General features: G+C 47.8%; 7 protein-coding genes. 2 read left to right on the top strand and 5 right to left on the bottom strand.

Annotated elements, in window-relative coordinates; all coding sequences use genetic code 11:
• Positions 1-320: 320 nt before the first annotated feature.
• Genes AC5JLP_RS19015 through AC5JLP_RS19000 form a run of 4 tightly spaced genes read right to left on the bottom strand, consistent with a single transcriptional unit; the run spans position 321 to position 4,408 of the window.
• On the bottom strand, positions 321-3,290 hold the full coding sequence (locus AC5JLP_RS19015) for an alpha/beta fold hydrolase (protein ID WP_496069511.1): 2,970 nt from the start codon (positions 3,288-3,290) through the stop codon (positions 321-323).
• 12 nt (positions 3,291-3,302) lie between these two features.
• Positions 3,303-3,563: a hypothetical protein gene (locus tag AC5JLP_RS19010; RefSeq protein ID WP_496069510.1), complete on the bottom strand. Its 261-nt coding sequence runs from the start codon at positions 3,561-3,563 to the stop codon at positions 3,303-3,305.
• A 2-nt stretch (positions 3,564-3,565) separates the two neighbouring features.
• Positions 3,566-3,751: a hypothetical protein gene (locus AC5JLP_RS19005; RefSeq protein WP_496069509.1), complete on the bottom strand. Its 186-nt coding sequence runs from the start codon at positions 3,749-3,751 to the stop codon at positions 3,566-3,568.
• Positions 3,752-3,784: 33 nt separating this feature from the next.
• Positions 3,785-4,408 carry a Uma2 family endonuclease gene (locus AC5JLP_RS19000; RefSeq protein ID WP_496069508.1) on the bottom strand — a complete coding sequence of 208 codons (624 nt, stop codon included), beginning with the start codon at positions 4,406-4,408 and terminating at the stop codon, positions 3,785-3,787.
• Positions 4,409-4,519: 111 nt separating this feature from the next.
• Between AC5JLP_RS19000 and AC5JLP_RS18995 the strand changes: the two genes are divergently transcribed.
• Complete coding sequence (locus AC5JLP_RS18995; RefSeq protein WP_496069507.1) at positions 4,520-5,053, top strand: Uma2 family endonuclease; 534 nt, start codon at positions 4,520-4,522, stop codon at positions 5,051-5,053.
• Here AC5JLP_RS18995 and AC5JLP_RS18990 read toward each other — a convergent pair.
• Positions 4,997-5,986 (bottom strand): glycosyltransferase family 2 protein, encoded by a 990-nt coding sequence (locus AC5JLP_RS18990; RefSeq protein WP_496069506.1) that lies wholly within the window; start codon positions 5,984-5,986, stop codon positions 4,997-4,999. The two genes, AC5JLP_RS18995 and AC5JLP_RS18990, sit on opposite strands and share 57 nt — an antisense overlap.
• Positions 5,987-6,235: 249 nt before the next feature.
• Between AC5JLP_RS18990 and AC5JLP_RS18985 the strand changes: the two genes are divergently transcribed.
• Positions 6,236-12,784, top strand: coding sequence for a glycosyltransferase (locus tag AC5JLP_RS18985; protein ID WP_496069505.1), 6,549 nt, complete (start codon positions 6,236-6,238; stop codon positions 12,782-12,784).
• The last annotated feature ends 19 nt before the right edge of the window (positions 12,785-12,803 follow it).

Genomic DNA, 12,803 nt, shown 5'->3' with positions numbered 1-12,803 from the left:
CCTGGACTTGGCATGACCTTTTAACCTATCCCACCCTTGTCTGATGCACAACCAAGTTTTGCATTTGATGATACTAGAAGGACATCAGGTTATGTGGGTTTTAAGTATAAGAAGCAAATTGAAGATCTTTTGACAGCATCAATTCACAGGCACCATAACCAACGAATTAAAAAAAGATGAAGAGGAAAAGAGCAGAGTACGATCGCGGCTCTTATAGGGTTCTTTAATGAAATGTGACACAACAACTCTTTGTTTATTTCTGGTCTGCTACCTACTCTGAGTAACGAAAGATTAAGCAGGTTGCCAAGAACAATTTAAGCTCAAACGGCTGAAGCATGATCAGCTTTCTCTAAACAAGCATTCAATTTTTCTGCTAACACTCGGATGTGAGGTTCGCAATGCATCGTAAAGTGATTGCCTGGAACATTGTGTAGGTTAATTCCATTTGCGATCAGGCTGTTCCAGCCCTGCGGTTGCATGGGGTCGAAGTGAAATCCTTCTGTCATACTCTTCTCGGCTGCCAAGTAAACAACCTGCCCGTAATAGACTTTCGGCGAGTGGTTAATTACGGCTTCAAGAGTTGCGTTAGAAAGCTTGGACAGAAGTTCAACATGATTCAGTCGCCAGAGTTCATCAACTTCTTTTGCCCAATCGGGGATTTGGAGCGCTACCTGTTTACGTAGTGTGTTTATCTCATGTTTTGTCAGGTACGGATTGGGAGTATCAACCATAACTAACAGTTGAACTTTTTGACCTTGCCTTTGTAACTGCTGCGCTACTTCAAAGGCGATGCTTCCTCCCGCACTGATACCTCCTACAAGATACGGATCTTCTGGCTGAACAGTCTGTATTTCTTGGATATAGTGAGATACCATCTCTTGCATGTCAGTGTGTGGAGTTTTTTGTGGGTCTACTCCGATTGCTTGTACGCCGTACATGGGACGATCTGAATCGATATGACGTGCTAGTGCAAAATTCACATCTGAATTGTAACCAAGTAAACCGTGTATATAAAAGAAAGGTCGCTTAGATCCACCAGGTTTAACTGGGACAAGAGATCTGATGCCTACGTTCTTGTTTTTCTGACACAGTAGGAATGCTAATTGTTCAATCGTCGGTACGGTTGCTAAAAGCGCTAAAGGCATCTCCTGCTTCAATAACATTTCGACTTCAGCCGTCACAACTGCCGCTTTGAGCGAATCTCCTCCTAGCTCAAAGAAGTTATCTTTAGTGCTGATAGATGAAACACCTAAAACTCGTTGCCAAATTTGCACTAACTGAGCTTCTATCTGATTCTGCGGAATAATTCCCCTTTGAATTGATGCACGATTGAGCTTCCAAATCGCAAGACTAGCCAAACTACCATTTAGAAACGCAGTTCGACAGGCTTGCCGCTGAATTTTGCCGCTCGAAGTCTTGAGGATGCTGCCTCGTTTGAGCAGCACGATGCCATAAATCGGTAACTCATAGTTTTCTGCGACGGCATTGCGAATTGCAGCAACTACTTCATCAATATTTAAATTCTTGCTGGCAGTGCGATCGACCTCAAACGCAATCACCACTTGTTCAACGCCATCAACTTCTACAGCAAATGAGGCCCCATAGCTCGATCGCAAAGCCGGATGGCTCTTTTCCACCACCCACTCAATATCCTGCGGATAGTAGTTCTCGCCCCGAATAACAATCAAATCCTTCAGCCGACCCGTCACAAACAACTCCCCATCTTTGAGGAAGCCTAAATCCCCCGTTCGCAGAAATGGACCTTCCCCCGTATCCGCTAAAGCAGCGCAAAATGTCTCCTGCGTGGCATCGGGACGCTGCCAGTAGCCTCGCGCCACTCCCACACTCGCTACCCAAATCTCGCCAACCTCAACAGGGGCACAACGAGTCAAGGTTTCGGGATGGACAATCACCACCTGGGTTTCTGCCAACAGCCGCCCCGATCCCGCCAATCGGTGTCCCGTTGGTGTCTCAACCAGCCGATTTTGTGCTGTCGCTTCTACATCAACCGTACAAAAAACCGGAGCATCTAATTTTCGGCTTGTCGTCACTAACAACGTGGCTTCTGCCAAGCCATAGGCTGGAGCAAACGCAGATTGACGAAACCCACACGGTTCAAACGTTTGGCAGAACTCTTCCATCACCTCTGGGTTAATCGGTTCAGCCGCATTTCCCGCTGCTTGCCAACGGCTGAGGTCGAGCGTATCTCGCTCTGCGGTTGTGATCCGTTTCAAGCAATAAGCATAGGCAAAATTCGGTGCTTGGCTATGGGTCGCGCCATAGTGGGCAATGGCTTTGAGCCAGCGCAACGGTTGCTTGATAAAAGCAGTGGGCGACATCAAGTAACAGGGCGTGCCGTTATACAGCGGTTCCAGAATGCCCTCCACCAGTCCGTAATCGTGGAAATAAGGCATCCAGGTAACGGTGATGCTGTTAGAGTCATACCCAACCGCCTGTTGCAGCGCCGCTAAATGACCCATCAGGTTAACGTGGTCGAGCATCACGCCTTTGGGTGTAGATGTAGAACCGGAGGTATATTGCAGATACGCCAACGTGTCACCACTGATGTCTGGCGGTTGCCAGTAGGTAGCAAGGTGAGTGGGAATAGTCTCGGTGGCTGTCCAGGGCAAAGTAGCAAGTTGCGATGTTTCTTGGGCGTTGTGCCGAACTGCCCTCACCCTAGCCCTCTCCCCAGGGGCGAGGGAACAGGAGTTGGAAGCCCTTCTCCCTGGGGAGAAGGGTTTGGGATGAGGGTGATTCATTCTTTCATGCAGCAACGCCGTCTCTTGAGCGGTTGCTGCCGCTGCCAGATAATAGTGGAGTAGGAGGGACGATCGCCCCTGAATCCGTCCAACAAAGCTCTTCGCCTGAAAGGTTAAGTTACCGTCTCGTTTGGTGAGCAGGCTTGCAGTGGTCAAGATCAACGAAGCGCCTGCATCGGCTGCGATCGCCTCTAATCTCGGCAACGTCCGCTTTAGCCGCGCGGTTTCTGGAGCAGGGGCAGGAATGGCAATCATCCCGGCATACAGGCAACCAAACAACGCCGCGATCGCCTCTAAGCCCTGGGGATAGACCAGCAAAACCCGATCGCCAACGGAGAGTTGAGCTTGCAGATAAGCGGCGATCGCCCTGGCTTTCTCATCTAGTTGTCGATAGGTGAGCGTATCACTCTCACGCTCCCCATCTTCCAGAAAGGTATAGGCGGTTCGATCGGGATGCTGAGAGGCGCGTTCCTGGAGAAGATTAACGAGAGTCCGATTCTTGTTCCGAGATGCTAGGCGATCGCTCATGGATTGATTTACTCATTCCTGTTCATCATCATCCGGCAGTGTTTCCATTTCCTGAGCGATCAGTGTCTGAAAATCCTCTCCACAATGCACATTCAAATGAATAGCAGCCGCTAGCAACTCCGCTAAGATCTCAGCTTGTTGTCGTGCGCTCAGGTGAGGCGACTGAAGCTGAGCGATGAAGGCGGTAACATTTTGACACTCTAAGCCTAACTCGGTAATTAATGTACTGAGAGTTGGGCTGGCAACCGGAAGGGTGCGATCGCGAATTTGCATGATTATTTCCCCAGTCGTTTGAGTGCTTGCTGAATACCCTTGTCAAAGGCTCGAATCTCAGCTTCCCAATGCCTGATTAAACCGTCATCGGGAGCATCCTTTTTGTACTCTAGTCTAATCTTTTCTTGATGTTCAGCAATGCGCCTGTTCAGTGAGCGAATCGCTTTCTTATGGTTTTTCTTACCCATAAAGTTGCTACGCTACTCTCTCAGTTGCGTTGCTTATCGACTCATGGCAAAAATCTGTTCAGCGGTGAGCGTTAAGTCGGGAAACAACCGAGACTCAATGCGATCGTGCCCTCTAAAGACGTTACCTGGCAGATATTCATCATTCTCCAGTTGGTAAATTGTAATCGTTGGCTGCTTCGGTGAGCCGATAAACCGAATGCCACCGTAGGCAGCATAGTCCACGATGATGTACTCTAAAACTCCTAAATCTTCGTATTCAGCGAGTTTGGTCAAATAATCATCTTTCCAATTAGTGCTCACCACCTCAATCACTCCTGGCGGTGGAATGTAAGCCGCCGCAGAGCTAGAACTGCCTTTCATTCGCTGCCACTCGTCTTTGGCAAAAATGACAATATCAGCTTTACGGCTTTTTTCTTTTTCGTCTGGTTCGGTTCTGAGCCGTACCTGTTTAGACTGCCTAGAAACATAGGGTAAATTTGCCTCCAAGCAGTGAGCTTCCAGGTAGGCACAAAGCCGCTGAATGAGATCCTCATGATTTGCATTAGGTTCGGATAATGGCACGGGCACTCCATCCAGTAACGCAAAGTCTCTACCCGAACCGTCATCCCAGGCGAGAAACTCCTCAAAGGTCAATGGCTTTGTCAGCGCTATGTACATGGCGATCGTTGAATCTTTTTAGTGGAGGGGGTTGACTGACTCAAAGGGATATGATTGTAGAATACCGCAAGATTTTGTTTTAGAAAGAGCGGCGAAACGTTGAGAAGAAGTATGGTAAAGTCGGTCGCAAAAATTCCGCTGGCAGAGTTTCTCGCTCAACCCAATATTGAGGCTTCTCCCGCATGGGAACTAATTGACGGGCAAGCCATCCAAAAACCAATGCCAACCCTCTTTCACTCACGATTACAGCGCAATCTGGTTAATTTCATCAATCGGCATACTGACCAGTTTGAGGCAGTGCAGGAATTGCGCTGCCTGGTGCCTCCCTACTCACCAGTACCTGATATTTCTGTTGTTCTTTGCGATCGCCTTCCCGCTGAGGACGGTCCTCTGGATGGAGCACCTGACTGGTTGATTGAAATTCGCTCCCCGGACCAAAGCACCCTGGATTTGCAAAATAAGATTCTTCATTGTCTTAGCAACGGTACTCAACTCGCCTGGTTAATCGATCTAGCTCGTCAGCAGGTTTGGGTGTGGCAGGGCGATGCTCTTCCCCTCGTTTATGCAGGTAAAGATATTTTGCCAACATTAGGGGTTCTGCCCGAACTTACTGTGGATGCTCTCGTTGCGATGACTTGCCGCTAGTGAAAGGGGCTGAGGTATGTGAACTTGCAGTCCTGCTTTCCAGCCCTCACCGACTCCCGCGATCGCCTCTTGCATGTATTGCAGCAGCAGCGCAACGGGAAGGCGATGCGTTAGTTTGAGGCGCAGAATTCTGAGCAGGCAGCGGTAAAGCAGAAGGGACGCAAGACGAGCTAGAAAAACTGGCGAGTACGCGCACTTCTGACAGCCATGCTTCAGGGCAAAGTAGGTTGTATTTTTGGCAAGGGCATACCAGCAGGTCAGATGGCGGCGATCGTGCCGATTATGGCTGGGCTGCACATAATGATCAACAGTGATAGACGTGTGATGGATGGTGTAGCCTGCATCAAGCAAGCGCAAACAAACGTCAGTTTCTTCTAAAAAATATTCAAAAAACTCATCAAAGTAGCCAATCTGCATCAGCGCCGCTCGTTTGTAAGACGCATTCGCACCCATCACACCCGAAAACCAACGCGGGTTAGACAGGTAGCGTTGCTCCGCCGTCTGCGATAGCACCGGGCGAGACTCACTCAAGCGGCTCTGCACGCCCCGTGAGAACTGCAACGGTGCATCCGGTCTGGTTTTATCTGCTACGGCTCCCGCCACACAGCCACAGCGCGCCCCCTGCTCCTGGTGTGCCCTTACATGAGATTCGACCCACTCAGCCGAAGGAATCACATCATCATCCAGATACAAGATAATCTCTTGAGCAGCGGCTCTCAAGCCCAGATTTCTCGCTACACTCACGTTTTTAAGCGTTGTAACAATTACGTGATCAATCAGATGCTTGTTTTCGAGCAGGACAAACTCTGTGTCATCTTGGGTGGGTCCCACAACCACAATGAGTTCTTGAAACGACGATCGCCAGTCTGCGATCGTACCCAGGACTCGTCGGAGAAAACACCCTCTGTCTACCGTACAGATGATCACAGACACAGAAGGTTTTGATATTCCCAATGAACTTGTCCTTGAGCGTTACAGGCAGCAGTCAAAACTATTGTATGGTAGGTTGATTCTGCGAGAAGCGAAAAAATACTGAAACCTGGCAGCGGGTGAGCCAAGACCGCTTAAGCTTCTTAACAAAATGCAAACAAACGTCAAGAGCTCAACATTAGAACCATGATTTTTCTTAAGGCTTGTTCCAATTGCTAAACTGTCATCCTTTCACCGAGAAAAGGCTTAGCCATGCGTAACGTGTTTCAGTCGGCAGCGCTGCAACAGGAATTTGAACGGAATGGCTATGTCATCATGCCGCTGTTGTCTGCTGAGGAGATCAGTCTTGTTTTGTCAGAATTACAGTTGATGACACCCGATGACAACTTTAATCCTGATAGATTGCTTGATCAACCTAGCTATCACTTAACCGATATAGATACCAATATCGAATACAAACAAACAGCCAAAAACTTCATAGCAGGTGTTTTAGCGCCTTACATTGAACGGGTGTTTGACGATTATAAAATACTTGGTGCTAACTTTATTGTCAAACCCCCAGGCAAAGGGAGATTTCTTGTTCATCACGACTGGACATTTGTTGCTGATCCGAAAAAACATACTTCATTAACCATTTGGTGTCCTTTAATAGATACCGATGAAAGTAACGGTACGCTTCAAGTCGTAGAAAGTAGCCACAATATTGTTTCTGATATTGCCACCAGCACAGTAGATTTTTACTGCAAAAATATTGAATCTACAATTATTGAGAAGTATTCAAAGCCCCTTGATCTTAAAGCTGGTAACTGTGTAATTTTTGATCAAAGCCTGCTGCACCATTCTGATATTAATAGAACGGCTCAACCAAGATTTGTAATGCAGGCGATCGTTGTGCCTACTGAAATCAATCCTGTTTTTTATTACTTTGATCGAAACTCACCCGAACAAGGGTTTGAGGTTTTTCAGATAGACCCAAGCTTCTTTATTTATGCGGATTTTTCTCAAAGACCTGCTAATGCTAAAAGTTTAGGATTTATTGAAAATAGAAATAAATATCTGACTGAAAAAGAGTTTGTCGAGAAAATGCAAAAAGGGCAACAGAGCAAGGAAGTTGTCTCTAAATCCCTTATCCCGGTTAAACCAAATGGATGCAAGCGTCCTTTCTTTTATATACACGCAGCAGATGGTCACACCGTAGATGCTGTGTTAGGAAAATATATTGATACTGAACGTCCTTTTTATGGCATACGGGCAGTCGGACGAGATGGACAGGGAATTCTCCACACTTGCATCCAGGAGACGGCATCTCACTACATTCAAGAAATTCAAGCCGTTCAGCCTGAAGGACCTTATCTGTTAGGAGGACGCTGCACAGGTGGAAATATTGCGCTTGAAATGGCTCAAGCACTAAAGAAGCAGGGACAACAAGTCTTATTAGTGGTGATGGTAGATAGCCCAAAGCCGTTACTTACAGAAGAAGAGAAAACTGAGTATCCGATCGCATTAGCCCGCGACCAAATCAGGTGGAGCGGAAAGCTAACAAGCAGCGACTCCGACCTTAGCCCAACTGAGATTCACTTCAACCCCAAGGTTTTTGAGTATAACCTCCAAATTCCAGCCAATCATGTCCCACAAGCGTACTTAGGGCGAGTTGCTTACTTTGCTGCTCAGGAAAAGAGCAAAGATTGGTTCATTTCTAATCTATTAGAACCTGATGCTTGGAATTGTTGGGTTGCCAATGGAGTGGAGATTTATGAGATTCCAGGCGATCATTTATCGATGACTAAAGAGCCGAATGTTCAGGTTTTAGCGAAAGAATTGAGTCATTGTTTAGATCAAGCAGACCGTGAAGAGCAGAAACCAATAGAGGAAAATCTTTATCTCAATAGCCCAATTCATCTAGAAATTGAAACCAAGGGATATGCAGTTATTGATTTTCTCGACCAAATTGAAGTGCTAAATCTTCTCGACTTCTACAAAAAACAATCCCTTCCTAAAGACTTAGCGGAATTCGAGTTGGCTTTCAGTATCAATAGCTCAGATGCATCGTATCGAAAATTTGTTACTCATGAAATACAGAAACTTTTCACTTCAAAACTAACATCTTTAACCCCTGATCATAGAGTAGCTTTTTGTACCTTTGGCAGAAAGAAGCCTAACGCAGTGCATAGTGACATGCCTCTACATCAAGATCCATCTGTAGTAGACGAATCACTGCTAAAATCTTTTGGGCTTTGGTGTCCGCTTGTCGACGTTAATGAGCAAAATGGATGTCTTCAGGTAGTTCCAAAAAGCCATTTGCTCAATTCAAAAATGCGCCCACTTTTTGTTTTTAATGGCTTTCCATATACCAAAGAAACCCTATCAATTATCCAACAGCAATATCTTACTGCTGTACCAATGAAAGCAGGACAAGCATTGATATATGACAGGCGGCTTCTGCATGGCTCTCCTTCAAATTTAACTAACTCTGAAAGAGTGGCAGCGATAGGTATTTTGGTTCCTAAAGATAATCCAATCCATTTCTGCTATAGAGAGACTCAAACCCTTAATAAAATAGAAGTATTTGAAGTAGATGATGAATTTTATAATCAATATGTTGTAGGCCGTGCTGGTGGTCAACGACCAGAAGGCGTGAAAAGTTTGGGTGTGTTTGATTATGAAGTTGAACCACTCACACCAGAAATACTCATCAAAAAACTAGGAGCGGGAAATTCTGCCTTAAACATTCCTGATTGGACAAAGTGTCAGATTAGTTTTAAGCCTGAATTCTTAGAGAAATTCAACCCATCTGCTCAAAAGATTGCGGTTCTGATCAGCAATGAATTTGAAGGCTTTTCTAAAAATGGCGGCATTGGCACCTACACTGCAACCCTTAGTCAAAAACTGGTAGCAGATGGCTGGACAGTCATGCTCCTCCTGTGTCAAACCGACACTGAATTTCAGGGAGACGCGAGTTTTGAGAGCGTCCATCACGTATTCTCAACTCACGAAATGGCACAGATTTTAACGCTCCAACCCATTCATCAGCAAATTCTGTCTCAAACTCGACAAGATGATCTTGCGAATAGTTTTGACCATCAAAGTTTCTGCTGCCTCTACTTCATCCAGGCGATCGCATCCACCTTCCCTGATGCCGTCATCTATGCCGAATTTCCAGAGATCTGGGGCTTTGGCTACCGCACCATTCAGGCAAAGCGATCGGGTCTGTTAGGCAATAGTTGTTTAGTTGGTGTCACGGCTCACGGCTCCTTTGAGTGGCTGCATGAGGTGAACAGCCGCTACCGATTAGAGCAACCCCACTGGCGATCGCAGGCATATCACTACGAGCAATTCTCCTACGAGCACGCCGACATTACCTACTCACCCTCCCATTTCTTGAAGTCCAAGTTTTCCGGGTATGGCTGGAAAACAGCTCATGCCAAGCACTTACCCTACTTTGTCCCATCGCTAACCTTACAGCCGTTCTCATCTGTAAGCCCCCTCAATCCCCCAATACTGGGGGACTTTGGCTCTTGTCCCCCCCCAAATTGGGGGGCTAGGGGGGCAAAAACTGCTGTAACTAACGACGGTCAACCCGCCCCGCGTAACGAGACAGGCTGCAACCAAATCTCGATCGTATTTTTTGGTCGGCTCGAAGAACGGAAAGGGCTGTGTACCTTTGTAGAAGCCGTGCGGTTACTAGATCCCGCAATCGCCCCCCAAATCCACCTTACCTTCATCGGCAAAATCATTCCCCTGCAATCCTCCCAACTGGAGCATCTCAACAGCCAGCAGTACATCGATCGCGAACTGGGCAATGCTTTCACCTCCACGTTTCTGTCTGACCTCTCCAGTCAAGAGGCAATGCAAGCGATCGCGACTTTGCCCCATCCCATCGTTTGCCTCACCAGCCTGCAAGAAAACTTCCCCAACACCGCTTTAGAAATGGGACAGTTACCCGTGAGCCTTGTGGTTTCAGACACCGGAGGCTTTCGAGAAACCCTGGCTCTGCTGCAACGGTCTGAAGCCGTGCATTGGTTCCAACCTGGAAACGCTCATGCGTTAGCGCAAGCACTTACCCAAGCCATTCATGCTTATCCTGAAAAGCCAACTACGATTGAACAAACTGCGATCGACTCAACTAATCACCATCTGCTGAACCAAAGACTGGAATTTATGAGCCAAGCGTTTTTAGAGGCAGCCCCCAAAGAACCGACCACACCTAGCGTGACGATCGCCCTCGTCTGCTGGCACTCTGCAACCACTTTGCTGGAATGCTTCACCAGCTTGGCAGCCCAAACCTATGAGCCGCTTGATGTCATTGTGTTGTCTTCAGCCACCGATGCATCGATTCAAAGCGCGATCGTCCAGGCACAAACTCAGTTTCCCAGTCACAAATACCTCACCGCAGAGGCACATTGGAGCTTAGGTGAAGCTTACAACCACCTGCTTGAACAATCCAGTGGGGAGTATATTTTACCCTTCTCACCCGACCAGATTGCAACTCCCAATATGGTCGAGAAGATGATTGCAGCAGCACACGAAGCAAATGCCGTTGCTGTAGTCTGCCCTCAGCTGGTCGTTGCAGGCGAAGCACCGGAAGCCATTACAACCGTTGACGGTAATCTGCTCAAATTGTTGGAGTTTAATCACCAGTACGATCTAACAGCCTTATTCTCCAAAGCCTTGCTGAAAGAGTTTCGCTATGCTCAGGAACGTGGCTTGCAGGCGTTGAACTGGCAAATTTTTGCTGCCACGATCGCGACCGACCAGGCGATCGCCTATTATCCTTATCCCCTCTATGCCATCCGCCCCGATTCTGCCTCCACGATTCCGACCACCAAGCTTGCCCAGGAGCGATACTCCCTACGTCAGTATCTCTTTCAAATCAAGCCGGAGCAGTGGAGCCAGCGTCAAATCAACCTCTTGCTGACTGAGCTTGGGCAACTGGTGCAAGCGCCATCGCCAAGCCAACGGCAAAACTGGCAACCCATTCTGCCAGCGAACCAACCTTCATCGCCTCAGGATCAAGCCTGGATGATCACGGCTCAGCAGATGCACAATGAACTGACTCAGAGCCAAAACCGACTCAAAGAGCTAGAAGACTGGAACCGGGTATTGCAAGCCGGAAAAGATTGGCTGGAATCGCAGTGGCAAGCCTGGATGCTGCGAACCCAGAAAGCGGAAGTAGCAGGGGAGCGATCACGGTCTTTAATTCAAGCAATGCAAGGCAGCAAGTTTTGGAAGCTCCGGCAAACCTGGATTAAAATCAAGCGCAAGCTCGGCAAAATTAGTGCTGATCCGCTTCAACCTACCGATTACACGTTCACCCTTGGCGTGCAAGAATTTGTGGCTCGTGTTGCGGGTCAAAAAATCAGATTCTTCAAAGCCGCTGCGACACAAGCGCCCGTTGTTTCCATCATTTCATCCTGCTTTCAGGAGTACCAATACATTGAAACGACGTACCGCAGCATCATTAACCAGACCCTCCAGAATTTTGAATGGCTCATTGTCGATGATGGTGCAACTGATCCTGAAACTAAAACCTTACTCGCCTCTTTGCCCCAGAGAACCGCCAAGATCCGCGTACTGTCCCATACGGCTTATCGTGGCGTAGCCGCCAGTTACAACACTGCCATTGCTCAAGCCAGCGGCAAACACCTGTGCTTCGTTGATATGGGTGGCATTCTCGACCCCACCTATCTTGAGAAGTGCGTTCTCTTTCTAGAGACCCATCCCCAAGTATCCGTCGTCAATGCCTACTCGATCGTCTTTCAGGCACAAGAACACTGGTGGCATTCCCATCTGAACCAACCCACTTCCCTGTTCCGTCAAAATGGAGTGATGAGCCATCCCCTCTATCGCAAAACCGACTTTGACCAACTGGGCGGTTTCGATGAATCGCTGCACGGGTTTGCTGCTTGGGAACGCTGTCTGAAAGCACTTGCTCAGCACCAAAACGGCTGGACCATTCCTGAATACCTGGATTGCTATCGTGCCACCGACGAAACGGCACCCACGATCGCTCACAATCTTACAGCCGATGTACAGCAAACCATTGAAACCATCCACGATCGCTATCAAGTTCTCACCGAACCTCTAGCAGCGATCGCTCTAGAGCCACAGCCGCTCACCTTGAACACGCTGAACGTCAGACTGAACGTAGAAAATCAGCTAGAACGCTTCAATGCTGGCAAACGGCTCTTATTGTTTTGCAACGCTCTCGACAATAGTGACGCAGCGAAATGGAATTGTGATTTGGTCATTTGGCTGGAGCAATGTGGCTATGATGTGACGATCGTTACCACTTCCGCCTCAGACCATTCCTGTCAAGAGTTCGTCTACCGCGCCACTCCCGATATTTTCCATCTGCCCAACTTCTTTGATCAAGTACACTGGCTAGCCTTCATCCGCTACATTCTGGCATCACGTCAGATTGATGGCGTACTCATTGCTGGCTCTGAAATTGCTTATTCCTTCTTACCCCTGTTGCGAATCGAATTTCCCAGCGTTGCATTGATTGACTATAGCCATGCTCATCCTGCTACTGAGCAGAGCGATCGTGCTGTCAACTTCTCCTGTCAGTTCACTGAAGACCTCGACTGTCAAATCGTGCCTTCCCAGCGATCGGCGAAAGCTTACAAAAGTTTTAATACCACCGCTCACACAGAGATTCAGGTTTGCTACACCCAGGCTCAAGTTGAGGCTATTTTGACGGATGTGATCAGAACTCACCAAACCGTTGTTCCAGCAAGCCCATCGGTTGAAGTAGAAACTGAAGCCTTACTGCTCATCCTGGAATCTTTGCAGCGTGAGTAAAGTCAGAGAGATAGGTCTT

Source organism: Stenomitos rutilans (genome assembly GCF_059505485.1).
This window is presented reverse-complemented; position numbering and strand designations above follow the sequence as displayed.